This window comes from Kitasatospora sp. NPDC101176, from assembly GCF_044768035.1.
GTDB lineage: Bacteria > Actinomycetota > Actinomycetes > Streptomycetales > Streptomycetaceae > Kitasatospora.
This window is the reverse complement of record NZ_JBIWPA010000009.1, coordinates 217,137-240,070: the sequence shown is the minus strand read 5'-3', so window position 1 is coordinate 240,070 and position 22,934 is coordinate 217,137. Positions and strand designations below refer to the sequence as shown.

Sequence of the window (22,934 nt, the reverse complement as noted above, 5' to 3'; positions counted from 1 at the left end):
CGGTCCGATATCCGCTCACCCGCAGACGACTTGACCTGCCCCACCCTCGCCATACCCCAATCAACGAGACGACAGCGCCAAAGTCACTGGCATTGCGGCTAGGGCCCGTCCGGCCCCGGCCGGCGCCCCGCGCGCCGGCGGCCGGTCAGGCGGCGACCAGGGCCGACGGCCGCCCGGCGTGCATCACGCTCAGGTTGGCCGCCAGCCGGACCGGGTCCTGGGCCAGCCAGAGCCGCAGCGCCGCGCCCAGCGCCGCGCTGGCCGAATCGATCCGGACCTCGGTGACCTGCGCGATCCGCGCCGCGCCGGGCACCAGCAGGTCGGCCAGCGGGGTCGGCAGCCAGACCGTCAGCGCACACGGCGCCGGCGTGGCGAGGGCCCCCAGCAGCCGGTAGGCGTCCCCCGGCGCGCTGAGCACGGGGATGATGTCCAGCAGGCCGTCGGCCACCACCTCGGACACGTCGCTGCGGTGTCCCTGGGCGAGCCGGCGGAGCAGCATGCGCTCGGCGGCGGTGATTCGGACGGTCAGCATGACCTCGTCGCACTCCATTGCGCGATTTCCTCCTCGTTCCTCCCCGTGCCGGCACCGACGGCCGGCACGAACTACCCCTGTCGCACCTCGGCCCGGCCACCTTCTGCGGAGAGCCGGGCCGGTGGGTGACTGTGCCCCGGTCAGATCCCCGCGTACGAGTGCTTGCCGGTGACGAAGATGTTCACGCCGTAGTAGTTGAAGAGCCAGCAGGCGAAGGCCGCCAGCGCCAGGTAGGCCGCCTTGCGGCCCTTCCAGCCGGCCGTCGCCCGGGCGTGCAGGTAGCAGGCGTAGGCGACCCAGGTGATGAACGACCAGGTCTCCTTCGGGTCCCACTCCCAGTACTTGCCCCAGGCCGCCTCGGCCCAGATCGCACCCGCGATGATGGTGAACGTCCACAGCGGGAAGACCAGGGCGTTGATCCGGTAGGACAGCTTGTCGAAGGTCGACGCGGCCGGCAGGCGGCGCCAGACCGACGCCGGGGTGCCCAGCGGGCCGCTGGTCAGGCCGGCCGCCATCCGCTTGTCGAAGGCGTCCTTGCCGAGGTACAGCAGCGTGGCGATGAACGCCGCGTAGAAGGCGCCGCCGCAGAAGATCGCGGTGGAGACGTGGATCGCCAGCCACGGCGAGTGCAGCGCCGGGACGAGCTGCTCGGAGTCCGTGTACAGCACCGTGGTGGCGATGCCGAGCGTCAGCAGCCCGGCGAGGACGACCGGCAGGCCCAGCCAGCGGACGTTCTTCCGCGCGGCCAGCAGCACCAGGTACGCCGCCGTCATGGCGAAGGCGAAGGCGCAGGAGAACTCGTACATGTTGCCCCACGGCCAGCGGGACACCGACAGGCCGCGGGTGACGATGCCGCCCGCGTGCAGCAGCGCGCCGAGGACGGTCAGCGAGACCGCGATCCGGCCGGCCAGGTCGGCCCGGTCGCTGGTGCCGGCCGCGCCCGGGCCGTCCTCCTCGTCCGCGCCGCGCCCGCTGGTGACCACCGTCGCGCCCGCGCCCGCCACGGCGGTGCGGGTGAGCGTGGCGGTGCCGCCGCCGGCCTTGGCGACGGTGACGGTCACCTTCTTCGTGCCCTTGGCGTCCGCCGCGGCGACGGTCTCGGCCAGGCTGCCCGACTGCTCCGTCGAGCGGACGGCGACGGCGCCCTTGCTGCCGAAGGTCCACTCGATCATGTGGGCGAACATGGCGAGCGTGTAGACCACCATGGCCGAATAGATCAGCTTGTTGGAGAGGTCGGCCAGCTGTGGGTCGACCCCCGAGGCGAGATGCACCGTCTACTCCTTGGAGTTCTGGTCGGCAGGGGCTGCGGGTTGCGGGGGTGCTTCCGGGGCCGTGGCGGTCTCCGGTCCCGGGCCTCCGGGACCCGGCTCCCCGGGTGCGGTGCCGTCCTCGTCCTCCGACGCCGGGGCGTCGTCCTGGAGGTCCACCGCGAGTTCGGCCAGCTCCTCGGCGATCTTCGCCGACTCGCTGCGGGCCAGTCCGGCCAGCTCCACCTGGGTGCCGCCGCCGGGCAGGGCGACCGCCCGGACCCAGATCCGGCGGCGCTGCACGAACAGCGAGCCGATCAGACCGAGGATCGCCAGCACCGCACCGGCCAGGGCGATCGAGTTGCCCGGGCGGTGCGAGACGTTGAAGCTGGCCCACTGCTTGTAGCCGTCGAAGGTGACGCTGCCGTAGCCGTTCGGCAGCTCCCAGGCCTGGCCGGGCTTGAGCCGGGCCTTGGCGGGCTGGTCGTCCTGCGTCAGCTGGGTCAGCTTGCGGGTGTTCAGCTGGTAGATGTTCTGCGGCAGGCCGGAGTCGGTGCCGAGGTCGCCGGCGAAGGCGTTCAGCACCAGCTCGGGGGCCGCGTCGCCGGGGAACAGGGACACCGGCCCGGTGCCCTCGAAGCTCAGCGGGGCGGTCGGCAGGAAGAAGCCGGAGAAGCCCAGCTGGGTCCTGCTGCCGTCGGGCCCGGTGCCGTAGTCCGAGACCTTGACGACACCGGTGGAGGTGAGGTTGCCGTCCTGCGGGAGGAACGGCGTGGCGCCCTGGTAGACGACCTCGCCCTTGCCGTTGCGGACGGTGATGACGGGCGCGTAGCCGTGCCCGATCAGGAAGACCTTGCTGCCGCCGATCTCCAGCGGGTGGTTGACCTCGATGGTGCCCTTGCTGCGCTTCGACGCGTCGCTGCCCGTCGAGTACTCGACGTTCGCGGTGAACTGCCGGGCGGCGCCGATCTGGTCGCCCTTGTCCTGGAACTTGGCGGTGAAGCCGTCCAGCTTCAGATAGAAGGGGTCGAGGTCCTCGTTGCCGTAGAAGCGGGTGCCGTTGAAGTCGTCGAGCTGGGTGATCGTGTTGGAGTACCCCTCGCCCTCGACCATCAGCTTGCCGCCGGTGCCGGAGGCCAGGCTGGCCCAGGCGAAACCGCCGAGCAGGGCGAACAGCGACATGTGGAAGAGCAGATTGCCGACCTCGCGCAGGTAGCCCTTCTCGGCGGCCACCGAGCCGCCGGCCAGGTTGGCGCGGAAGCCGCGCTTGCGCAGCAGCCGGTGGGCGGCGGCGTTCACCGCGTCGGGGTCGGCCGCGGTGCGCCAGGCCGCGTGCACCGGCATCCGGGTCAGGTTGCGCGGCGCGGCCGGCGGCTGGGCCCGCAGCACGCCGACGAACTGCCAGGTGCGCGGGACGATGCAGCCGGCCAGCGAGACGAACAGCAGGATGTAGATCGCCGAGAACCAGACCGAGCTGTAGACGTCGAACAGCTGGAGCTTCTCGTAGACGGGCGCGACGGTGGCGTGCTGCGCCTTCCAGGCCTCGACCTTCAGCTGGCCCTGGCCGTTCTGGTACTGCGGGATCAGCGAGCCGGGGATGGCGGCCAGCGAGAGCAGGAAGAGCAGGATCAGGGCGACCCGCATCGAGGTCAGCTGGCGCCACATCCAGCGCGCCCAGCCGAACGCCCCCATGCCGGCCGGTCCGTCGGACTCGACCGGCGCGGTGCTGAGCCGCTCGGCGGCCGCGTCGTCCGGAGCCTGGGGCGGCTCGGTCTCGGTCGTGGTGTTGCTCACGGTCAGATTCCGATCCGGAAGTCGGCGGTCCAGGTCTGCAGTTCGCTCATCATCGAGTCCCAGACACCGGTGACGAGCAGCAGACCGACCGCGACGAGCATGCCGCCGCCGATCCGCATGACGAGCGGGTAGTGCCGTTTGACCCACCCGAAGGCGCCCAGCGCCCGGCGGAAGGCGACGGCGGCCAGGATGAACGGTACGCCCAGCCCGAGGCAGTAGAAGGTGGTGAGCAGCGCGCCACGCTGCGCGTCGGCCTGGTTGAGCGCGAGGTTCTGCACCGCGGTGAGGGTCGGGCCCATGCACGGGGTCCAGCCGACGCCGAAGACCACGCCGAGCATCGGCGCGCCGAGCAGGCCGACCGCCGGGCGGCGGTGCGAGCGGACCTCGCGCATGCTCAGCCCGGGCACCAGGCCCATGAAGGCCAGGCCCATCACCACGGTGAGCGAGCCCAGCACGATGCTGATCGTCCGCTTGTAGTCCTGCAGCTCCTGGCCGAAGTAGCCGAAGAGCGCCCCGGTGGAGACGAACACCGCGGTGAAGCCCAGGATGAACAGCACCACGCCGAGCAGCATCCGGCCGCGCCGCGAGCCGCGGGCGTCCGCGAGGTCGGCGGCGGAGAACCCGGTCACGTACGAGAGGTAGCCGGGCACCAGCGGCAGCACGCAGGGCGAGAAGAACGACGCCAGCCCGGCCGCCAGCGCGACCGGGGCGGCCACCAGCAGCGCCCCGCTCTGGACGGTCGTGGTGGTGTCGGCCAGGTGCGCGCCGGCCAGCTGGAGCGCGGCACTCACTGCTTCTGCTCCGCGACCACCGGCTGCAGGATCGACTCCAGCGCGTCCTCCACCGTGCCGCCGACGGCCCGGGCCGCCAGCTTGCCGTCGCGGTCGACGATGAGGGTGGTCGGGATGGACTGCGGGTTCAGGCTGCCCTTGGGGAACTTCAGCAGCTGGGTGCCGGCCGGGTCGAAGATGCTCGGGTAGGTGACGCCCTTCTCCTGCTCGAACCGGACGGCGTTGGCCTTCTCGGTGTCCCGGGTGTTGACGCCGAGGAACTGGACGCCCTGGTCCTTGTACTTCTCCGAGACCCGCTGCAGGTCGTCCGCCTCGCCCCGGCACGGCCCGCACCAGGAGCCCCAGACGTTCAGCACCACGACCTTGCCCCGGTAGTCGGAGAGCTTCACCTGGGCGCCGTCCAGCGTCTCGCCGGAGATGTCCGGAGCCTCCTGGCGGTGGCCGGCCTCGGCCTTGGAGACGTTGGTGCCCTTGACGGTGACGAAGCCCAGCTGGCTCTCACCGCTGCTGGACGAGCCCGCGGAGGAGCAGCCGGTGAGGGCGAGCGCAGCGGCGGCGGCGGTGGCGGCGGCGGCTGCGGCGACACGGGGACGGGGGCGCGCCATGGCAGACATGTGAAAAGTTTCGCATGGAGTCCCGGGAGGGTTCGGGGGGGTCCTGCCTTGCGCGTCGCACCCCTCCTGACCTGCGACTGGACCGGACCGCCCGGCGTGCGCCGGGCGGTCCGACCCCATACTTACGCACCGCTTACGCGCCGTCCGTGCGGGGCGTGGGCAGGGCGCGAGGGGCCCGGGCCCGCTCAGGCGCCGAAGCTCTTGCCGACCGGCTTGTCGCCCTTGCGGCCCTTGCCCACCAGGTGCGCGGGCAGCAGGTCGCGGGCCGGCTCGCGGTAGCCGACCGAGACGATCCTGTCGCCCTCGAAGGTGAAGCTGGTCAGCGAGGCCAGCGAGCACTGCCGGTTGCGCGGGTCGTGCCAGAGCCGGCGGCGCTCGACGAAGGAGCGGAGGATCCAGATCGGCAGCTGGTGGCTGACGCAGACCGCCTCGTGCCCGCGCGCGGCGTCCCGGGCGGCGCCGAGCGCGCCCATCATCCGCACCACCTGGTCGAGGTAGGGCTCGCCCCAGGAGGGCTTGAACGGGTTGGTGAGGTACTTCCAGTAGCCCGGGTTGCGCAGTGAGCCGTCGCCCACCCCGAAGGTCTTGCCCTCGAAGACGTTCTCCGCCTCGATCAGCCGCGCGTCCGCCGCGACCTCCAGGCCGTGCGCCTTCGCGATCGGCTCGGCGGTCTCCTGGGCCCGCTCCAGCGGGGAGGCCACCACGTGGGTGATGTCCCGGCCGGCCAGGTCCTCGGCCACCCGGTCGGCCATCCGCCGGCCCAGTTCGGACAGGTGGTAGTCCGGCAGGCGGCCGTACAGGACGCCCTCCGGGTTGTGCACCTCACCGTGCCGCATCACGTGGACGACGGTGATCTCTTCGGCGCTCACTTCTCGGTACTCCTGGGGATCGGGGTGAACTGGGGCGTGGCCAGGGCGGGTCTTTCGGATCACGTCGGATCAGCGGGCGTCGTTGGGGTGCGTGCATCGGCGGCGCCGAGGAGGGAGTCCATGCGGAGCATCGGCGACTGACGAGAAGCCGGCGAGGTGCGCGCCCCGGCGGCGACCGCCTGGCGTGATCCGAAAGACACGCCCTAGGCCGTGGCAGCGGCGGCCGCGCGGGCGGCGGCGGGCAGGGCCGCGGCGATCCGCTCGAGGGCGCGCTCGTCGTGGGCCGCCGAGACGAACCAGGACTCGAAGGCGGACGGCGGCAGGTAGACGCCCTCGGCGAGCATCGCGTGGAAGAAGGCGGTGAAACGGTACGCCTCCTGGGTCTTCGCCTCGTCGTAGTTCGTGACGGCGGCGTCGGTGAAGAACACCGAGAACATGTTCCCGGCGGTCTGCAGCCGGTGCACCACGCCCTCCTTGGTGAGCGCCTCCGTCACCAGCCCGGAGACCTCGGCGGCGACCCGGTCCACCGTCGTGTACACCTCGTCGGTGCAGCCGCGCAGCTGGGCCAGGCCCGCCGCGGTGGCGACCGGGTTCCCGGACAGGGTGCCCGCCTGGTAGACCGGGCCGGCCGGGGCCAGGTGGGCCATCACGTCGGCGCGGCCGCCGAAGGCCGCGGCGGGGAAGCCGCCGCCCATGACCTTGCCGAAGGTCAGCAGGTCCGGCGCCCAGCCCTCGCCGGCCGCCTCCAGGCCGTACCAGCCGGCCTTGGAGACGCGGAAGCCGGTCATCACCTCGTCGGAGACGAACAGCGCGCCGTTCGCCGCGCAGAGCCGGGCCAGGCCCGCGTTGAAGCCGGGCAGCGGCGGGACGACGCCCATGTTGCCGGGCGAGGCCTCGGTGATCACGCAGGCGATCTCGCCCGGGTGGGCGGCGAACGCCTGCTCGACGGCGGCCAGGTCGTTGTAGGGCAGCACGATGGTGTCGCCGGCCTGGGCGCCGGTGACGCCCGGGGTGTCCGGCAGACCGAAGGTGGCCACCCCGGAACCGGCCGCGGCCAGCAGCGCGTCCACGTGACCGTGGTAACAACCGGCGAACTTCACGACCTTCGCCCGGCCGGTGAAGCCGCGGGCCAGCCGGATCGCGGACATGGTGGCCTCGGTGCCGGAGGAGACCAGGCGGACCTGCTCGACCGGGGCGACCCGGGCGACGATCTCCTCCGCCAGCTCGACCTCGCCCTGGCCGGGCGTGCCGAAGGAGGTGCCGTGGGAGACCGCCCGCTGGACGGCGTCGATCACGGCGGGGTGCGCGTGGCCGAGGATCATCGGGCCCCAGGAGCACACCAGGTCGACGTACTCGCGGCCGTCGGCGTCGGTGAGGTAGGGGCCGGTGCCGGACACCATGAAGCGCGGCGTGCCGCCGACGGCGCGGAAGGCGCGCACCGGGGAGTTGACGCCGCCGGGCGTCACCACGGAGGCGCGGTCGAACAGCGACTGGGACTGGGGGGCTTCGTAGGGGTAGCTCACGGGAGACATGGTCTCAAATCGTGTCCTTGAGCTCTGCATGTCGGACCCGATCATCTGGAACGATGATCCGGGCACCGTTGTCTGTACGGTTGTCCGTACAGCAGGGGCCCTGACCGCTCCGGAGCGCGGACCGGTCAGACTGTGCACTCGGGGTGCGCAGGCGCTCCGGTTGTGTGCAGGGGTGTGGAGAGGACTGCCGCGTACCGCGAGTGGGTACGGCGGCGCATGACGGGTAAGGAGCACGTCCGGTGGGACGCCGGGCGTGCGGGGGTCTGTCGATTCCGGCGAATTCCGGTGAGGATGGTCCGAGTGTCCGAGGCGCAGGACGGCTACGACGAGGCCGCGGGGGGCTCCCGCAGGCCTGCCGAAGCCGCACGCGGGGGTACGGGAGCGGGTACGGGTCGTGGTCGTCGCGGTGGCGAGAGGCGGGGTGAGGGACACGTGGGGGTGACGTACAAGTACTTCGGCGCACCGGACCGCGCCACCGCCGCCAGAGTCCCCACCGCCCTCGGCCCCGGGGGGCTCGGTCTGGACGCGGGCGAGCTCGGCTCGCTCGGGCGCCTGGGCGACCTGATGGAGACCAGCGGCTCCCCCAACGGCCACCTCTCCACCAAGATCAAGCCGGAGACCATGAGCGCCATGGTGCTCACCGGCATCCAGGGCGTCCCGCTGCACCAGGTGCCGCCGCTGGAGCTGGTCGTGCTGCACCCCGACTACGCCGTCGTCCAGCTCCCGCACAACGTCGTCGAGCCGCTGCGCAAGGCCGACGAGACCGAGCTCGGCGCCGCCGCCTTCATCTGGTCCACCGTCCCCGACCGGCGCGGACCGCGCGACGCCTTCGTGATCTACAGCATGCTGCACGAGTGGCAGGACTTCGCCAACCGCCTGCACGAGGCGGGGCACCAGCTGTACTGCCTGGTCTGGCCCTAGGGTTCATCTGACAGCTCCGCCGCCCCGGCCGCTCGACGCGGGCCGGGGCGAGGTCGGTTGACGCCCGGTCAGCCCTCCCCGCGGCCCCCGGGCAGGGCTCAGCCCCGGGCGCGCCGCGCGCGGCGCACCGTCCGTTCGCTCTCCACCGGCTCCGCCAGGTGCCCGCCCACCAGGTGCGTCAGCGCCCGCACGAACACCTCCTGCTCGGGCTGCGGCAGCGACTCCAGCAGCTCCCGGTGCACCCGGTCGGCGATCGCGGTGCCCTGCTCGACGGCGCGCCCGCCCGCCTCGGTGACCGAGATGATCCGGGCCCGCCGGTCCGTCGCGGACGGGCGGCGCTCGGCCAGCCCCAGCTTCTCCAGCTCGTCCACGGTGACCACCATGGTGGTCTTGTCCAGGTCCGCCAGCTCGGCCAGCTGGATCTGGGTGCGTTCGGACTCCTGCGCGTGGAAGAGCACGCAGTACGCGCGCGGCGTGATGCCGAGCTCCGTGAAGGCGGCCGCCATCCGGGTCGCCAGCACGTGGCTCGCGTGGTCCAGCAGGCCGGAGATGTCTCGGATCTGGCGCACGGGCGGGGTCGTCGTCATACGTCCGAGGTTAGCAACGGCCCGTCCGCTCCCGGATGATCCCGTTGCCAACCAACGCGGGTCTACGGGATACCCAACTCGAACAGCGCATAGCCCGCGTACCAGCCCGCCGCCACCACCGGCATCGCGAACAGCCCGACCAGCGAGGAGGTCCGCACCCGGCGCAGCGCCACCGCCAGACCGATGAACAGCGGGAACGCCGGCAGCAGGTAGCGCGAGATGTTGCCGAAGATCTGGTTGCTGCTCAGCGCGGTGATGATGGTCAGCGCCGTGTAGACCACCAGCACCAGCGGCGGGCGGGTCCGCCGGAGCAGCACCAGCAGACCGGGCAGCGCGATCAGCAGGGCGATCGCGATCAGGTCCGGAACGGGATTGGACTGCCAGAAGTCCCAGTGCCCGGTGATCACGTCCATGACCGTGCGGACCGTGGACGCACCACCGTCGAAGTAGCGGTTCCAGGCGCCGCGCTGCAGCTTGAAGTAGCCGCCCCAGTCGCCCATCCGGTACCCGACCCAGACCACGTAGCCGAGCAGGCCCCACGGGGTGACCAGCATCGCGAACAGCGGCCGGCCCACGCCGTCGGTGCGCCGCACCAGCGCCACCAGGGCCGCGATCGACACCGCCGCGATCAGCGCCGCCGCCGTCGGCCGGTTGAGGCCCGCCACCAGGGCCAGCAGGCCGGCCGCGACCCAGCGGCGGGTCATCACGCAGTAGCAGGCCCAGGCGGACAGCGCGACGAACAGCGAGTCCGAGTAGACCGCCCACTCCACGCCCGAGCCCGGGAACAGGCCCCAGATCACCGCGGCGATCACACCCGCCCGGAACCCGCCGAGCCGCTCCGCGACCGCGAAGATCCCGGCCGCCGCGACCAGCGAGGCCAGCACCGAGACCGCTATCCCCGAGCCGTACGGCCCCAGCCCGGTCACCGCGCCGACCAGCCGCATCAGCCACGGGTACAGCGGGAAGAAGGCCGCCGAGTTCTCGTAGTAGGTGGCCAGCGGCCAGCCGTGCAGCGGGATCAGCTGCGGGTCGTACCCGTTCTCCGCGATCCGCTGGTACCAGACGCCGTCCCAGGTGCCCAGCACGTCCCACGGCTGGGCCCCGCCGCCGCGGCCCGGGTCCTTCTTCAGGAAGTCCCCGGTGTGCGACAGCAGCACCATGAAGACGGTCAGGCCGACGGCCTTGACCACCGCGTACGCGCCGAGCGCGGGTGCGAAGCGGTCCACCAGCGCCCCGAACCGCCCGGGCACCCGGCCCGACGACTCCTCGGAACGCTCCACGTCCGGTGCCGCGGGCGCACCGGGCTCCTTGCTGGACGACTCGGTGCTCGATGCCGTGCTCATCTGCTCTCGGTACTCCCCGCCCCGCTCGTGGGTCCGCGCGGCTACGGCGCAGCGATTTTTCAGGTGAGCCTACGGCACGCCCCCGAGCGCCCGGCTCCCAGCCGCCCGCCCGGAACCCCGTGGCGCCGCCCCGCCCTCACCGGCGACGGACCCGCGTGCCGACGCCCCGCCGCCGCACCGGATCCGGGCGGTGGCGGGGCGTCGGGTGCGGAGGGTCAGCTCGGGAGGTAGACGATGCCGAGCTTGGTGAGCTGCCAGAGCTGGTTCGGGGCGCCCGTGTCGGCGGTGAGCTCGACGAGCGGGTTGCCCTTGGCGTCGAGCGTGCTGCCGGGCGCGACCACCTTGCCGCGGTCCTGGGAGTCGGCGATCTTGTAGCGGCCGTCGCCGGCGGGCACCAGGACCCAGCGCTGGTTGCCGCCGCCGTTGCAGCGCCACTGCTGGATGCGGGTGCCGGGGGCGGTGGAGGCGGCGTTGGCGTCCAGGCACATGTCCCGGTTGCCGCTGAAGTCGAGCTCGAAGCTGCCGCCGGCCTTGGCCTCCAGCACGAAGGACTGGTTCAGCCCGCCGCCGGCCGGATAGGTGATGGCGGCCCGGCCGTTGGTGGAGTCGCCGTAGGTGCCGCCGCCGCTGAGGTCGAGCACGTTCCCGTTGCCCGCGTTGGTGAGCTGGTACCAGGAGCCGTCCTCGGGGGCGTCGCCGAACGGCTTGCCGGGGGTGAGCGGCCGGATCGAGGTGGTGTTCTTCGGATCGAGCGTGCAGTAGGCCTGCGCCAGGTCGGGCTCGGCGAAGAACTGGCCGAGGCAGACGCCCTCGCCCCGGTAGCCGGCGACCCGCAGGTGGTACGACTGCCGGACCATGTTCATGCACAGGCCCGGGATGCCGATCTGCGAGTCGCACCCGTTGCGCGCCCACTCGGAGAGGTTGATGACGTCCCCGTTGGAGTACTCGTACGGGGAGCTCGTCCACTCCGCGCAGACCTCGTGCCCGAAGGCGACCCTGCGCTGGTCGAGGTAGCGCACGCCCGGCACCTGCTCGGCGGCGCCGCGCAGCGCGTCGCTGAAGGTCGGCACCACCCAGTTGTGGCCCCAGGCGAGGTCCTCGGGGAAGGCCGGGCAGCCGTCGGCGATCTTGCCGAGGTAGTCGTTGCGCCGGATGTCCGGGGTGATCGGGTTGAAGTACGACTGGTAGACCAGCTGGTACGAGGTGTCCGGGTAGCCCGCCCGGCGCATGGTCTGCCGGACGTTCTGCAGCGCGGCCACGACCTTGGGCTGGACCCGCTTGGCGCGCTGGACGATCTCGGCGCTGCCGATGGTGTCCCGGCAGCCCTGGTCCTTGGGGATCGGGAAGTACTGCGCGAGGCAGTGCATCATGATCCCGCTGAAGTCGAAGTCGTCGTTGGCGCCGATGGTGACGACGACCATCTTGACGTCGTACTTCCCGGCCACGTCGGCGAGTCGGACGTCCTGTTTCGGCTCGCCGAAGTCCCCGCTGCCGGAGCCGGTGACCTTGGCCAGCTCGGGGTCGCTGACCAGGTCGCCGGTCTGGGCGCCGGAGCAGGCGAGGTCGATCGGGGTGACCCCGGGGATGTCGGTGACGAAGATCTCCGACTTGGGGTGCCGGTGGCAGTAGTTGGTGGGGCTGTCGGTCTCGGGGAAGTAGCCGTCGCCGGTGTCGGTGCCGGCGCCCTCCCCCGAGATGGCGCTGTCGCCGAGGGCGACGATCGCGGCCGGGCGGGTGGCACCGGCCTGCGGGGCCGGGTCGGCGAGGGCGGCCGGCGCGCCAGCCAGGCCCAGGGAGGCGACGAGGGCGCCGGTGGCCAGCAGTGCGCCGTAGGGGGAGCGGCGCGCCGGCTTCCGTGGGCGCCGCGCCGCTGACAGTCGGGACCTGATCACACGCGACTCCTTGCGGGGGTGGGGGGCCGCCCGGAGGGGCGCCGAGCGGCGCGGGGCAAGAAAGGTGAGCAGGTCTCACATTCTAGGTACTGACAAGTAGTGCAACAAGGCTCGTGACAGCGGCGGAACCTGAGGCCCCGTCGGCCCGCGTGGCGTCCGCGGGGAGGCGGGCACGACGAAAGCCGCCGCTCCGCACCCCAGGAGGGAAGCGCGGAGCGGCGGCTCACACCCCGGCCGAACCGGGTGCGGGATCAGCCCACGTTGGCGCAGTGGTTCCCGAACGCCGGGTTCAGCAGGCCGACGATGTCGATGGTGTTGCCGCAGAGGTTGACCGGAACGTGCACCGGAACCTGGACCTGGTTGCCCGAGATGACACCGGGGGAACCGGCGGCGACGCCCTCGGCGCCGGAGCTGGCCATCGCGGTGCCGGCGCCGGCGGCCACGATGCCCACCACGGCCGCGCCGACGGCGGCGGTCTTCTTGATGCTCATACGAGCCTCCTGACTGTTCAACAGAGATGCACGGGGAGTGCGACATCTAGAACGACACCCGTCCGGAGCGGTTGCGACGGTGCGCGCACTGTCACCCGTGTGGCCCAACGGGCACGGCGACCGGCATTCGGGTGATCACGGGTGATCCGCCGACCGGACCGTTTCCCCCGGCCCCCTCCCTCGTTCTCCCTGGCGGAACACGCTCCATCCGGTCCTACACAACGAATCGAGTACCGCCCATGCGCAAGCTCGCCCACGGCGTCGTCGGCACCGCGGCCACCGCCGCCCTGCTCGCCGCCGGCGCAGGCGCCGCGTCCGCACACCACCTGCACGGCGCGTCCGCCGAGGGTGCCGCGGCCGGCTCCGCCGGCGTGGTCTCGGGCAACGAGCTGCTGATGGTTCCCGTCGACGTCCCGGTGAACCTCTGCGGCAACTCGATCGACGTGGTGGGCCTCCTGAACCCGGCGTTCGGCAACCACTGCCTCAACGCCTGACCGGGAATTCCTGGTCGCTCCCCCTCCGAACCGTTCCCGGCCGTGCGGGAACCGTCCGCGGGGAGCCGGAAACGACGCGACGGCTGCGTGCGCCCGCGCCACGGGCGAAACACGCCGGTGTGCGCCGTCGGAGTGACAATCACGGCAATCCCAGAAGCCATCGGGTGAGTATTCCCGCTCGCCCGGCTCCCGACATTTCGCATCCGTCGGGCAGAAAACGGAGGAAAGAACATGCGTAACCTCAAGAAGGCCGCCGCCCTCTCCCTGGCCGCGACCGGCCTGGTCCTCGGTGCGGCCGGCGGCGCGTTCGCCAGCTCCGGTGCCGAGGGCGTCGCCGCCGGCTCCCCGGGCGTGCTCTCCGGCAACCAGATCCAGATCCCGGTGCACATCCCCGTCAACGTCTGCGGCAACAGCATCGGCGTCATCAGCATCCTGAACCCGGCGTTCGGCAACTCCTGCGCCAACATCGGCTGAACCCGCGGTCGCCGCAGCGGCGACTGCTGATTCACCGACCGTGCCGCGCCCCGGAGCGCCGGGGCGCGGCACGCTCCACCCGTGTGTGATCGAGGAGATCAACCCCCATGCAGAACGTGAAGAAGGCCGCCGTCCTCTCCGCCGCCGCCGCCGGCCTGGTGCTGGGCGCGGCCGGCTCCGCCGCCGCGAGCTCGGGCGCCGAGGGCGTGGCCGCCGGTTCCCCCGGTGTCGCCTCCGGCAACCAGATCCAGATCCCGGTGCACATCCCGGTCAACCTGTGCGGCAACAGCATCAACGTCATCGGCGCCCTGAACCCGGCCTTCGGCAACAGCTGCGCCAACGCCGAGATGCACCCGCAGCACGCGGACGACTGCTGATCACCGATCGGCACGCGTTCCGGCCGAACTGCCCCCCGACCAGCCGGCCGGGGGGCAGTTCGGCGTCCCCGGCGCCCGGTGGCCGACCGGGCCCCCGATCCACCGAAGGGTGATACCGCATGGTTTCGAAGAAGGGTGGGGCCGGCGTGGCCGCCGCCGTCGGCGCCGCGATGCTGCTCGGTGCGGGCTCGGCGCAGGCCGCCCCCGCGGCGGCCCCCGCGCCCGGGCCGGCCACGCTGGCCAAGACCGACGTCGGCCAGGCGCTGAACGGCACGACCTCCGGGCTCGGCTACGGCGTCGCGCCGATCAAGAGCCTGCGTCTGGACCCGTGGGCCAACTCCTCCGCCGACGTGCTCAACAACGGTGCGACCGTGCAGCCGGACCAGGGCCTGGCCCCGGTGGGCACCGGCACGCTGACCGGACCGCTGAGCGCGGGCGGCGGGGTCAAGGACCTCCCGCTGGTCGGCGGGCTGACCGGCGCCCTGCCGGGCTGAGGGCGCGGACGCGCCGGAGCCCGGCACCCCGCCTGGTGGCCAGGGGTGCCGGGCTCCGGCGCGTCGGGCCGGTGCCCGACCGGCTCAGAGCCGGGTGAGGTCGGCCAGACCGCTCTGCCGGACGAGGCCGGTGACGGTCGAGGTCGCCGTGTCGGTCGCGTCGGTCTGCTGCAGGACGCCGGTGGCGGTCGCGGTGGTGGTGGTGGCCAGCGCGTTCGCCTCGTCGGTGACGGAGAGCCGGCTCTCGTCGCCGCCCAGGCTCGCGGTGGCCCCGGGGACGGTCTGCACGGCACCGGGCACCAGGCGCGGGTCCACCTCGTGCACCCGGATCCGGCCGTCGGCGAGCTGGCCGGTGCCGTCGTGCACCAGGGACAGCGGCTTGCCCACGTCCAGGCCGGGCGTCTTGGCCTGGAGCGGCGCGGCCGGGGCCTCCAGCAGCACCTCACCGAGGTCGGCGCCCTGGTCGACCAGCGGGAGCGGCAACTGGGCCTTGGCGCTCGGGCCGACCTTGCCGGTGGCCAGCTGGGGCACCAGGTGGTCCGGGAGCAGCCCGTTGTCGGTGGTCCGGCCGGCCGGCGGCATGACCAGCGAGGTGGGGATGCCGGCCGTGACGCGGCTGCCCAGCGGGGTGAGCGGCACGTCGGCCGGGACCTGCTGGGTGGCCAGCTTGTCCTCCAGGGCTCCGACCTGGTCGGGGCTCACGGCCGGGGCGGCGGAGGCCGCTCCCTGGGAGGCGAGCACGCCCGCACCGACCGCCAGCAGCATCGCGCCGGCCCGCTTGGAGAACTTCATGCTTTTCACCGTTCCTTCGGGGAGGGCTGCGGGGCCGCAGCCGGAAAGCAATCTGCCTCAACGAGTGACGGTGAGCCCGGATTGCGGCGGTTAACCGGTTCGGCCTAATAATCCGACCGGAAACCACCCCTCGACGCGCCTCCCGGACTGTTTTAAAAAATGCCCGTAACCTTCCGTGCCGTCATTCTTTGATCTGGACGTCAGTGACTGCAGACCGGGTCTGAGCGTTCTACGCGTTGTACGCACGGAAACCAAGAGCATTTCAGAGAGGGATCTCCCCATGATCCAGAAGTCCTTCGCCGCCGCCGGCCTGGCCGTCGCCGCGCTGGCCGCCGCCGCCGCGCCCGCCTCGGCCATCGGGGACGCGGACGGCGCCGCCGCCTCCATCGAGGGCAACGGCGGTACCAACTTCACCGGCACCGTCGGCAACAACAGCCCGAACTTCCACTTCCTGGACAACGCGAACGTCTGCCTCCCCGAGATCCACAACATCGCCGTCGGCGTTCTCGGTGTGGCCGTCCCGGTCGAGGTCCCGATCGCCAACAGCGGTGGCAAGCAGTACTGCACCCAGGGCCAGGGCACCCAGAGCCACGGCGACGCGGGCGTGTCCCACCTCGTCGGCTGACGCTCCCCCAGCCGCACTCCCCCCGATCCACCCTTCGAATCGCTCCCCGATTCACCCCTCGAGAGGAAAACCGGAAATGATCAAGAAGTCCCTCGCCGCCGCCGGCCTGGCCGCCGCCGCCATCGCGATGTCCGCCGGCTCGGCCTCCGCCATCGTCGACTCGGACGGCGCCGCCACCTCCGTCCAGGGCAACGGCGGTACCAACCAGACCGGCACCCACGGCAACGGCAGCCCGAACTTCCACACCCTGGACAACGCGAACATCTGCCTGCCGGAGGTCCACAACATCGCCGTCGCCGTGGTCGGCGTCGCGGTTCCGGTCGAGGTGCCCGTCCTGAACAGCACCCCGAAGCAGATCTGCAACGTCGGCCAGAACACCCAGTCCTCGGGCGACGCGGGTGTCTCGCACCTGATCGGCTGATCAAGGGGCCTGGTACGGACGGAGGGCCCGGGGAGGTACGTCTCCCCGGGCCCTCCGGGCTCTGCGGACGAGGTTCCCGGCGGTCCGCCCGCACGGGTGGGACCGGCCGGGTGACCGGTCGTCGGGGGCGGCGCGTGGGGCGCCGCCCCGGACGGCCGGATGTGATCACGTGTCAGAGGCAGGGCGCCCCCGGGGGCGCTCCGACAGAGAGGCAGAACCCATGAAGAGCAAGCTGGCCAAGGCCGCGCTGACCGTCACCGCCGCACTGGCGCTGGCGGGTGCCGCCACCCCGGCGTTCGCGCACGTCGGCCTGGCGGGCGGCGGCGAGTTCGCGGCCTCCGGCCACCACCCGTTCGTCGCCGGCGACTGGTGGGGCATCGCCCACACCTCGCACGTCGCCGCGGGCGGTGCGGGCTGGGGCGCCGCGACCTCCGAGGACGTCATCGGCGGCGAGGAAGGCTTCGCGCACGTCGGCGGCTGGTAGCAGACGGCGAAGGCCGGGTCCCTCCTGCGGGGAGGGGCCCGGCCTTCGGCGTGCCCGGCGCGATCCGGGACGGGACGTCAGTCCAGCAGCGCGGCGGCCTCGGCGGCCCAGTAGGTGAGGATCTGCTGGGCACCGGCCCGGCGGATCGAGGTGAGCGTCTCCATGATCATGCGCTCCCGGTCGATCCAGCCGTTCGCGGCGGCCGCCTCGACCATCGCGTACTCGCCGGACACCTGGTACGCGGCGACCGGCACCGGAGAGGCGTCGGCGACCTGGCGCAGGACGTCCAGGTAGGCCATGGCCGGCTTGACCATCACCAGGTCGGCGCCCTCGGCGAGGTCCTGCTCCAGCTCGCGCAGCGACTCGCGGGCGTTGGCCGGGTCCTGCTGGTAGGTCTTGCGGTCGCCCTTGAGCGAGGAGCCGACGGCCTCCCGGAACGGGCCGTAGAACGCCGAGGCGTACTTGGCCGTGTAGGCGAGGATGCCCACGTCCTGGTGCCCGGCCTCGTCCAGCGCCCGCCGGATCACCGCGATCTGGCCGTCCATCATGCCGGACGGGCCGACCAGGTGGACGCCGGCGTCCGCCTGCACCCGGGCCATCTCGGCGTAGCGCTCCAGGGTGGCGTCGTTGTCCACGCTGCCGTCGGCGGCCAGCACGCCGCAGTGGCCGTGGTCGGTGTACTCGTCCAGGCAGAGGTCCGACATGACCACCAGGGAGTCGCCGACCTCGGAGACCACGTCCCGGATGGCCTGCTGCAGGATGCCGTCCGGGTTGGTGCCCTCGCTGCCGGTCGCGTCCTGCACCTCCGGCACGCCGAACAGCATGAGGCCGCCCAGACCGGCCTCGGCCGCCTCGACCGCGGCCTTGCGCAGGGTGTCCCGGGTGTGCTGGACGACGCCCGGCATCGAGCTCACCGGGACGGGCTCGCGGACGCCCTCGCGGACGAACAGCGGCAGGATCAGCTCCGCCGGGTGCAGCCGGGTCTCGGCGACCAGCCGGCGCATCGCCGGGCTCTGCCGGAGCCGGCGCGGGCGAACGTACGGGAATTCAGCGGACACGGCTTCTCTCTCCGAACGGTTGTGCAGTGCCGGGGGCGGCGGATCACCGCCCCCGGCCGGGGTGTCAGCGGGCCTTGCGGCGCGAACCCGGACGGCGCTCGCTGGGCCGGTAGACCGGCTCGCCGGCCGCCGTCGCGGTGTCCCGGCGCTTGGCCCCGAAGTCCGCCAGCGCCTGGGCCAGCGCGGCCGCCGACGGCGCCGGGGCCATCACGTCGACCCGCAGGCCGTGCTCCTCGGCGGTCTTGGCGGTGGCGGGGCCGATGCAGGCGATGACCGTCACGTTGTGCGGCTTGCCGGCGATGCCGACCAGGTTGCGGACGGTCGAGGAGGAGGTGAAGAGCACCGCGTCGAAGCCGCCGCCCTTGATCGCCTCGCGGGTCTCGGCCGGCGGCGGCGAGGCGCGCACCGTCCGGTACGCCGTCACGTCGTCGACCTCCCAGCCCAGCTCGACCAAGCCGGCCACCAGGGTCTCGGTGGCGATGTCGGCGCGCGGCAGCAGCACCCGGTCGATCGGGTCGAAGACCGGGTCGTACGGCGGCCAGTCCTCGAGCAGACCGGCGGCGGACTGCTCGCCGGAGGGCACCAGGTCCGGCTTCACGCCGAAGTCCACCAGGGCCTGCGCGGTGGTCTCGCCGACGGCGGCGACCTTGATCCCGGCGAAGGCCCGGGCGTCCAGCCCGTACTCCTCGAACTTCTCCCGGACGGCGCGGACGGCGTTCACCGAGGTGAAGGCGATCCACTCGTAGCGGCCGGTGACCAGGCCCTTGATGGCCCGCTCCATCTGCTGCGGGGTGCGCGGCGGCTCGACCGCGATGGTCGGCACCTCCTGCGGCACCGCGCCGTAGGAGCGCAGCTGCTCGGAGAGGCCGGTCGCCTGCTCCTTGGTGCGCGGCACGAGCACGTTCCAGCCGAACAGCGGCTTGGTCTCGAACCACGAGTGCGAGGAACGGTGGACGACCTGCTCGCCCACCACGGCTATCACCGAGGTCGCCGGGTCCACCGGGGCGGAGACCGGCGAGGGCAGCACCCGGGCGGCCTTCAGGTCGGCCGCGATGGCGGACAGCGTGGAGGTGAAGGTCCGCTGGCGGGTGGTGGTGCCGGAGAGCGTGGCGCTCAGCGCCGACTCCGGCTTGCGGCCGTTGGCGACCAGCGCGTTGGCGGTGGCCGGGAGCTGACCCAGGGTGGTGCGGACCACCAGGGTGGTCTCCGGCGCGCCCAGGTCCACCGGGCTGCCGGCCAGCAGCGCGGCGCCGTCCACGAAGCGCACGTCGGTGCCGGCCGCGCCGCGCAGCGGGACGCCCGCGTAGGCGGGGACGCCGACCGACTGGGCGACGCCCGGGACGACCTCGAAGGGGATCCCGTCGCCCGCGCAGCGGAGCATCTCCTCGGCGGCGCAGCCGTCCAGGCCCGGGTCGCCGTCGACGGTGCGGACCACGTGCTTGCCGGCCCGGACGGCCTCGGCGACCAGGCCGGTCAGGTCGAAGTCCGTGCCCTCGGCGGCCGGGGTGTGCACCTGCACACCGGCCGGACAGTGGGTGCGCACCGCGGCGGCGGTCAGCGGGTCGGCGACCAGGATGTCGGCCGAGGACAGCACCTCGACCGCGCGCAGGGTCAGCAGCCCCGGGTCCCCGGGGCCCGCGCCCAGGAAGGTGCACCGTCCGGCGGCGGACTGGCCGCCCGGGAACGGGGTGTCGGTGGCGGCGGTGGGGCTCATCGGGCTCGCTCCCCCATCAGGGTGGCCGCGCCCGCGTCGAGCAGCCGGGCGGCCAGCGCGCGGCCGAGGGCCGTCGCGTGCTGCTCGGCGGTCTCGTCGAGGACGATCGGACCGTTGGCGGTCATCTTCAGCAGGGTGGCGCCGTCGGGGTCTCCGACCACGCCCTCCAGCCGCAGTTCGTTCGGCCGGGCCCAGGTGGCCAGCGCGGCCACCGGGGCCGAGCAGCCGGCCTCCAGGGTGGCCAGCAGGGCGCGCTCGGCGGCCACGGCGACCCTCGTGGGGGCGTGGTCCAGCGCGGCGAGCGCGGCGGCCAGTCCGGTGTCGGCGGTGGTGCACTCGATCGCGAGCGCGCCCTGGCCGGGGGCCGGGATCATCAGGTCGGGGTCGAGGTGCTGGGAGATCTCGGCGCCGCGGCCGAGCCGGTTGAGGCCGGCCGCGGCCAGCACCACCGCGTCCAGCTCGCCGCCGGTCACGTAGCCGATCCGGGTGTCCACGTTGCCGCGGATCGCGACGGTCTCCAGCTGGGCGCCGCGGGCGGTGGCCCAGGCGTTCAGCTGGGCCATCCGGCGCGGGGAGCCGGTGCCGATCCGGGCCGGGCGGCCGGCGCCGGCCAGCTTCTCGACCAGCTCGTCCAGGGTGAGCCCCTCGGCGGCGACCAGGGCGTCCCGGACGTCCTCGCGCTCGGGGACGGCGGCCAGCACCAGGCCCTCCGGCGCGGCGGTGGGCAGGTCCTTGAGCGAGTGCACGGCGAAGTCGATCCGGCCCTCCAGCAGCGCGTCCCGCAGCGCGGAGACGAACACGCCGGTGCCGCCGATCTGCGCCAGCGCCTCCCGGGAGGTGTCGCCGTAGGTGGTGATCTCCACCAGCTCGACGGGGCGCCCGGTGACCCGGGTGACCTCGCGGGCCACCATGCCCGACTGGGCCATGGCGAGCGCGCTGCGCCGGGTGCCGAGCCGCAGGGTCGCGGTGGCGGCCGGAGCCTGCTCCGTGATCGGTTGACCATTCATGAGGTGATCGTCCCGGTGGTACTCGTGGGATGGCTGACGGTTCATCTGGCGCCCCCGCCCGAGGGCTGGGGTCCGCCGACGGGGGTGCCCGACACGGCGTGCACGGCTGCCGGGTCGAGGTCGAAGAGCTCGCGCAGGGCGTCCGCGTAGGAGGCGCCCCCGGGCTCGGCGGCCAGCTGCTTCACCCGGACGGTCGGGGCGTGCAGCAGCTTGTCGACGACCCGGCGGACGGTCTGGGTGATCTCGGCGCGGGAGCGCTCGTCCAGGTCGGGCAGCCGGGAGTCCAGCCGGCCCAGCTCGGCGGCGACCACGTCGGAGGCCATCGAGCGCAGCGCGACGACGGTCGGCGCGATCCGGGCGGCCCGCTGGGCGGCGCCGAAGGCGGCCACCTCGTCGGCGACGATCCGGGTGACCTGGTCGACGTCGCCGGCGCCGGGGCTGGCGGCGTGCGCGTGGGAGAGGCTCTCCAGGTCGACCAGCAGGGCGCCGGGCAGCTCGTGCACGGCGTGGTCGACGTCGCGCGGCATGGCCAGGTCGAGCAGCGCGAGCGGCTCGCCGGACGTCCGGGCGGCGACCGCCGCGGCCACGTCCTCGGCCCGGATCACCACGCCGGCGGCGCCGGTGCAGGAGATCACCAGGTCGACGTCGGCCAGCGCCTCGGGCACCTTGGCGAGGTCCAGGGTGCGGGCCGCGCCGGGGCCGAGGATCTCCACCAGGCGCTCGGCGCGGGCCGGGGTCCGGTTGGCGATCAGCAGGTCGGTGACGCCGGCGCGGACCAGGGTGGCGGCGGCCAGCGAGCTCATCGAGCCCGCTCCGACCACCAGCGCCCGCTTGCCGGCGATCTCGCCGGCGCCCGCCGCGACCTGCTCCAGGCCGAAGGTGACCAGCGACTGGCCGGCCTTGTCGATGCCGGTCTCGCTGTGCGCGCGCTTGCCGACCCGCAGCGCCTGCTGGAACAGCTCGTTCAGGCCGCGGCCGGCGGTGTGCTCCTCCTGCGCCTTGGCCAGGGCGTCGCGCAGCTGGCCGAGGATCTGGCCCTCGCCGACGACCATCGAGTCCAGGCCGCAGGCCACCGAGAAGAGGTGGTGGACGGCGCGGTCCTCGTAGTGGACGTACAGGTGGGAGGTCAGCTCCTCCAGGTCCACCCCGCTGTGGTGGGCGAGCAGCAGCGACAGCTCGGCGACGCCGGCGTGGAACTTGTCCACGTCCGCGTACAGCTCGATCCGGTTGCAGGTGTTGAGCAGCGCGGCCTCGCCGACCGTCGCGGTGGCGGCCGCGTCGTGCAGCAGCCGGGTCGGCACCTCGCCCGTCAGGGCGGCGCGCTCCAGCACGCCGACCGGCGCCGTGCGGTGGCTCAGTCCAACGACGAGAAGACTCATGCCCGCCCCCTGGTCCCACGGTTCTCGATCATGCGGGCATCACCGCGGAGCGATCTCCGTCGCCGCCCTTGGCGGACTTGCCCTTGCCCTGCTCGGGCTGCTCCTTGGCCGCGGACTCGGCGGTGCCGCGGCCCTTTCCGCTGCCGCCGGCCGCGCGGCGCAGCTTGGCGGCGGCCGCACGGACCGGGCCCGGGGCGCGGTCCAGCACCGACTCGGGCTGGTCGGGCTCCTCGCCGGCCTTGCGCTGCTCGTGGAAGGCCAGGATCTGCAGCTCGATGGAGAGGTCCACCTTGCGCACGTCCACGCCGTCCGGGACGGTCAGCACGGTCGGGGCGAAGTTGAGGATGCTGGTGACGCCGGCCTCGACGAGCCGGTCGCAGACCTGCTGGGCGGCGCCCGGCGGGGTGGTGATCACGCCGATCGAGACGTGCTGGCTCTCGACGATCGACTCCAGCTCGTCCATGTGCCGCACCGGCAGGCCGGCCGCGCTGCTGCCGACCACGTTCGGGTCGGCGTCCAGCAGGGCCGCCACCCGGAAGCCGCGGGAGGCGAAGCCGCCGTAGTTGGCGAGGGCGTGGCCGAGGTTCCCGATGCCGACGATGACGACCGGCCAGTCCTGGGTCAGGCCGAGCTCGCGGGAGATCTGGTAGACGAGGTACTCGACGTCGTAGCCGACGCCGCGGGTGCCGTAGGAGCCGAGGTAGGAGAAGTCCTTGCGCAGCTTGGCCGAGTTCACCCCGGCCGCGGCGGCCAGCTCCTCGGAGGAGACGGTCGGCACCGAGCGCTCGGATAGCGCGGTGAGCGCCCGCAGGTAGAGGGGCAGGCGGGCGACGGTCGCCTCCGGGATGCCCCGGGCACGCGAGGGTCGGCGCGCGGCGCCCTGCTCGGGCGTCTGCGAACTGCTCTGTGGTGATCGGCCGATTGCCACGGTGCTCCTGTGGGTGAAGCTGGGCTTAGGCAGCCAGGCTATGCGTTTGTGAACGTGTGCACAAAGATGGTGTC

At 73.0% G+C, this 22,934-nt stretch carries 25 protein-coding genes; 8 read left to right on the top strand and 17 right to left on the bottom strand.

The genetic code is table 11. The annotated features are described in order from the left end of the window. Positions 1-145: 145 nt before the first annotated feature. The 7 genes from ACIRS1_RS16470 to hemL all read right to left on the bottom strand — a co-directional run bounded on the left by ACIRS1_RS16470 (position 146) and on the right by hemL (position 7,379). A complete protein-coding gene (locus tag ACIRS1_RS16470; protein ID WP_360219144.1) occupies positions 146-532 on the bottom strand; it encodes a hypothetical protein in 387 nt (128 codons plus the stop codon). Between the two features lie 140 nt (positions 533-672). Beyond that, positions 673-1,803 (bottom strand): c-type cytochrome biogenesis protein CcsB, encoded by a 1,131-nt coding sequence (ccsB, locus tag ACIRS1_RS16465; protein WP_360219147.1) that lies wholly within the window; start codon positions 1,801-1,803, stop codon positions 673-675. 3 nt (positions 1,804-1,806) lie between these two features. After that, entirely contained in the window at positions 1,807-3,573 is a 1,767-nt protein-coding gene (locus ACIRS1_RS16460) for a cytochrome c biogenesis protein ResB (RefSeq protein ID WP_360219150.1), read from the bottom strand. A 2-nt stretch (positions 3,574-3,575) separates the two neighbouring features. Beyond that, positions 3,576-4,364, bottom strand: coding sequence for a cytochrome c biogenesis protein CcdA (locus tag ACIRS1_RS16455; protein WP_360219153.1), 789 nt, complete (start codon positions 4,362-4,364; stop codon positions 3,576-3,578). Continuing rightward, positions 4,361-4,978: a TlpA family protein disulfide reductase gene (locus tag ACIRS1_RS16450; RefSeq protein WP_402840038.1), complete on the bottom strand. Its 618-nt coding sequence runs from the start codon at positions 4,976-4,978 to the stop codon at positions 4,361-4,363. Before ACIRS1_RS16450 ends, ACIRS1_RS16455 begins: the two co-directional genes overlap by 4 nt. 185 nt (positions 4,979-5,163) lie before the next feature. Continuing rightward, positions 5,164-5,814 (bottom strand): histidine phosphatase family protein, encoded by a 651-nt coding sequence (locus ACIRS1_RS16445; protein ID WP_360219192.1) that lies wholly within the window; start codon positions 5,812-5,814, stop codon positions 5,164-5,166. Between the two features lie 236 nt (positions 5,815-6,050). Then, the gene (hemL, locus tag ACIRS1_RS16440) at positions 6,051-7,379 is read right to left on the bottom strand and encodes a glutamate-1-semialdehyde 2,1-aminomutase (protein WP_402840036.1); all 1,329 of its coding nucleotides are present in this window, start codon (positions 7,377-7,379) and stop codon (positions 6,051-6,053) included. 438 nt (positions 7,380-7,817) lie between these two features. Here hemL and ACIRS1_RS16435 point away from each other — a divergent pair, with 438 nt between their 5' ends. Continuing rightward, a complete protein-coding gene (locus ACIRS1_RS16435; protein WP_078881187.1) occupies positions 7,818-8,300 on the top strand; it encodes a hypothetical protein in 483 nt (160 codons plus the stop codon). A 98-nt stretch (positions 8,301-8,398) separates the two neighbouring features. Here ACIRS1_RS16435 and ACIRS1_RS16430 read toward each other — a convergent pair whose 3' ends face one another. The 4 genes from ACIRS1_RS16430 to ACIRS1_RS16415 all read right to left on the bottom strand — a co-directional run bounded on the left by ACIRS1_RS16430 (position 8,399) and on the right by ACIRS1_RS16415 (position 12,613). Then, positions 8,399-8,887, bottom strand: coding sequence for a MarR family winged helix-turn-helix transcriptional regulator (locus ACIRS1_RS16430; RefSeq protein WP_402840033.1), 489 nt, complete (start codon positions 8,885-8,887; stop codon positions 8,399-8,401). A gap of 62 nt (positions 8,888-8,949) precedes the next feature. Then, the gene (locus ACIRS1_RS16425) at positions 8,950-10,230 is read right to left on the bottom strand and encodes a glycosyltransferase family 39 protein (RefSeq protein ID WP_360219165.1); all 1,281 of its coding nucleotides are present in this window, start codon (positions 10,228-10,230) and stop codon (positions 8,950-8,952) included. 215 nt (positions 10,231-10,445) lie between these two features. Next, positions 10,446-12,122 (bottom strand): RICIN domain-containing protein, encoded by a 1,677-nt coding sequence (locus tag ACIRS1_RS16420; RefSeq protein ID WP_402840030.1) that lies wholly within the window; start codon positions 12,120-12,122, stop codon positions 10,446-10,448. Positions 12,123-12,373: 251 nt separating this feature from the next. Continuing rightward, positions 12,374-12,613 (bottom strand): chaplin, encoded by a 240-nt coding sequence (locus ACIRS1_RS16415; protein ID WP_360219171.1) that lies wholly within the window; start codon positions 12,611-12,613, stop codon positions 12,374-12,376. 239 nt (positions 12,614-12,852) lie between these two features. On the opposite strand from ACIRS1_RS16415, the gene ACIRS1_RS16410 reads away from it, so the two are divergent. The 4 genes from ACIRS1_RS16410 to ACIRS1_RS16395 all read left to right on the top strand — a co-directional run bounded on the left by ACIRS1_RS16410 (position 12,853) and on the right by ACIRS1_RS16395 (position 14,452). Further along, positions 12,853-13,107, top strand: a complete 255-nt coding sequence (locus ACIRS1_RS16410; RefSeq protein WP_360219174.1) for a chaplin — start codon at positions 12,853-12,855, stop codon at positions 13,105-13,107. 231 nt (positions 13,108-13,338) lie between these two features. Then, a complete protein-coding gene (locus ACIRS1_RS16405; protein ID WP_360219177.1) occupies positions 13,339-13,581 on the top strand; it encodes a chaplin in 243 nt (80 codons plus the stop codon). 107 nt (positions 13,582-13,688) lie between these two features. Then, a complete protein-coding gene (locus tag ACIRS1_RS16400) occupies positions 13,689-13,958 on the top strand; it encodes a chaplin (RefSeq protein WP_360219180.1) in 270 nt (89 codons plus the stop codon). A 119-nt stretch (positions 13,959-14,077) separates the two neighbouring features. Next, positions 14,078-14,452: a hypothetical protein gene (locus tag ACIRS1_RS16395; RefSeq protein WP_402840025.1), complete on the top strand. Its 375-nt coding sequence runs from the start codon at positions 14,078-14,080 to the stop codon at positions 14,450-14,452. Between the two features lie 84 nt (positions 14,453-14,536). Here ACIRS1_RS16395 and ACIRS1_RS16390 read toward each other — a convergent pair whose 3' ends face one another. Then, complete coding sequence (locus ACIRS1_RS16390) at positions 14,537-15,244, bottom strand: hypothetical protein (protein WP_402840022.1); 708 nt, start codon at positions 15,242-15,244, stop codon at positions 14,537-14,539. A 280-nt stretch (positions 15,245-15,524) separates the two neighbouring features. On the opposite strand from ACIRS1_RS16390, the gene ACIRS1_RS16385 reads away from it, so the two are divergent. From ACIRS1_RS16385 to ACIRS1_RS16375, 3 genes are all read left to right on the top strand, one after another. Further along, the gene (locus ACIRS1_RS16385; RefSeq protein WP_031063477.1) at positions 15,525-15,869 is read left to right on the top strand and encodes a hypothetical protein; all 345 of its coding nucleotides are present in this window, start codon (positions 15,525-15,527) and stop codon (positions 15,867-15,869) included. A 76-nt stretch (positions 15,870-15,945) separates the two neighbouring features. Next, a complete protein-coding gene (locus ACIRS1_RS16380) occupies positions 15,946-16,290 on the top strand; it encodes a rodlet layer protein (protein ID WP_188309838.1) in 345 nt (114 codons plus the stop codon). A gap of 220 nt (positions 16,291-16,510) precedes the next feature. Beyond that, positions 16,511-16,774: a hypothetical protein gene (locus ACIRS1_RS16375; RefSeq protein ID WP_360212806.1), complete on the top strand. Its 264-nt coding sequence runs from the start codon at positions 16,511-16,513 to the stop codon at positions 16,772-16,774. 77 nt (positions 16,775-16,851) lie between these two features. On the opposite strand, the gene hemB is transcribed toward ACIRS1_RS16375, so the two are convergent. The 5 genes from hemB to ACIRS1_RS16350 form a co-directional block, all read right to left on the bottom strand. Then, the gene (hemB, locus tag ACIRS1_RS16370; RefSeq protein WP_402840017.1) at positions 16,852-17,832 is read right to left on the bottom strand and encodes a porphobilinogen synthase; all 981 of its coding nucleotides are present in this window, start codon (positions 17,830-17,832) and stop codon (positions 16,852-16,854) included. Positions 17,833-17,896: 64 nt separating this feature from the next. Continuing rightward, positions 17,897-19,546 carry a bifunctional uroporphyrinogen-III C-methyltransferase/uroporphyrinogen-III synthase gene (locus ACIRS1_RS16365; RefSeq protein WP_360212802.1) on the bottom strand — a complete coding sequence of 550 codons (1,650 nt, stop codon included), beginning with the start codon at positions 19,544-19,546 and terminating at the stop codon, positions 17,897-17,899. Continuing rightward, on the bottom strand, positions 19,543-20,553 hold the full coding sequence (hemC, locus tag ACIRS1_RS16360; protein ID WP_402840014.1) for a hydroxymethylbilane synthase: 1,011 nt from the start codon (positions 20,551-20,553) through the stop codon (positions 19,543-19,545). The genes ACIRS1_RS16365 and hemC overlap by 4 nt, the downstream gene beginning before the upstream one ends. Before the next feature lie 41 nt (positions 20,554-20,594). Then, positions 20,595-21,932, bottom strand: a complete 1,338-nt coding sequence (locus ACIRS1_RS16355) for a glutamyl-tRNA reductase (protein WP_402840011.1) — start codon at positions 21,930-21,932, stop codon at positions 20,595-20,597. Positions 21,933-21,960: 28 nt separating this feature from the next. Next, on the bottom strand, positions 21,961-22,860 hold the full coding sequence (locus tag ACIRS1_RS16350) for a redox-sensing transcriptional repressor Rex (RefSeq protein ID WP_360212796.1): 900 nt from the start codon (positions 22,858-22,860) through the stop codon (positions 21,961-21,963). Positions 22,861-22,934 lie beyond the last annotated feature (74 nt).

What these genes read in the sequence shown, in the direction of transcription:
- ACIRS1_RS16425 (WP_360219165.1), bottom strand. Translation starts at nt 10,230, where the DNA reads ATGAGCACGGCATCGAGCACCGAGTCGTCCAGCAAGGAGCCCGGTGCG.
- ACIRS1_RS16470 (WP_360219144.1), bottom strand. Translation starts at nt 532, where the DNA reads ATGCTGACCGTCCGAATCACCGCCGCCGAGCGCATGCTGCTCCGCCGG.
- ACIRS1_RS16355 (WP_402840011.1), bottom strand. Translation starts at nt 21,932, where the DNA reads ATGAGTCTTCTCGTCGTTGGACTGAGCCACCGCACGGCGCCGGTCGGC.
- ACIRS1_RS16375 (WP_360212806.1), top strand. Translation starts at nt 16,511, where the DNA reads ATGAAGAGCAAGCTGGCCAAGGCCGCGCTGACCGTCACCGCCGCACTG.
- ACIRS1_RS16395 (WP_402840025.1), top strand. Translation starts at nt 14,078, where the DNA reads ATGGTTTCGAAGAAGGGTGGGGCCGGCGTGGCCGCCGCCGTCGGCGCC.
- hemL (WP_402840036.1), bottom strand. Translation starts at nt 7,379, where the DNA reads ATGTCTCCCGTGAGCTACCCCTACGAAGCCCCCCAGTCCCAGTCGCTG.
- ACIRS1_RS16410 (WP_360219174.1), top strand. Translation starts at nt 12,853, where the DNA reads ATGCGCAAGCTCGCCCACGGCGTCGTCGGCACCGCGGCCACCGCCGCC.
- ACIRS1_RS16380 (WP_188309838.1), top strand. Translation starts at nt 15,946, where the DNA reads ATGATCAAGAAGTCCCTCGCCGCCGCCGGCCTGGCCGCCGCCGCCATC.
- hemC (WP_402840014.1), bottom strand. Translation starts at nt 20,553, where the DNA reads ATGAATGGTCAACCGATCACGGAGCAGGCTCCGGCCGCCACCGCGACC.
- ACIRS1_RS16405 (WP_360219177.1), top strand. Translation starts at nt 13,339, where the DNA reads ATGCGTAACCTCAAGAAGGCCGCCGCCCTCTCCCTGGCCGCGACCGGC.
- ACIRS1_RS16390 (WP_402840022.1), bottom strand. Translation starts at nt 15,244, where the DNA reads ATGAAGTTCTCCAAGCGGGCCGGCGCGATGCTGCTGGCGGTCGGTGCG.
- ACIRS1_RS16385 (WP_031063477.1), top strand. Translation starts at nt 15,525, where the DNA reads ATGATCCAGAAGTCCTTCGCCGCCGCCGGCCTGGCCGTCGCCGCGCTG.
- ACIRS1_RS16430 (WP_402840033.1), bottom strand. Translation starts at nt 8,887, where the DNA reads ATGACGACGACCCCGCCCGTGCGCCAGATCCGAGACATCTCCGGCCTG.
- ACIRS1_RS16450 (WP_402840038.1), bottom strand. Translation starts at nt 4,978, where the DNA reads ATGTCTGCCATGGCGCGCCCCCGTCCCCGTGTCGCCGCAGCCGCCGCC.
- ACIRS1_RS16400 (WP_360219180.1), top strand. Translation starts at nt 13,689, where the DNA reads ATGCAGAACGTGAAGAAGGCCGCCGTCCTCTCCGCCGCCGCCGCCGGC.
- ACIRS1_RS16415 (WP_360219171.1), bottom strand. Translation starts at nt 12,613, where the DNA reads ATGAGCATCAAGAAGACCGCCGCCGTCGGCGCGGCCGTGGTGGGCATC.
- ACIRS1_RS16445 (WP_360219192.1), bottom strand. Translation starts at nt 5,814, where the DNA reads ATGCGGCACGGTGAGGTGCACAACCCGGAGGGCGTCCTGTACGGCCGC.
- ACIRS1_RS16365 (WP_360212802.1), bottom strand. Translation starts at nt 19,546, where the DNA reads ATGAGCCCCACCGCCGCCACCGACACCCCGTTCCCGGGCGGCCAGTCC.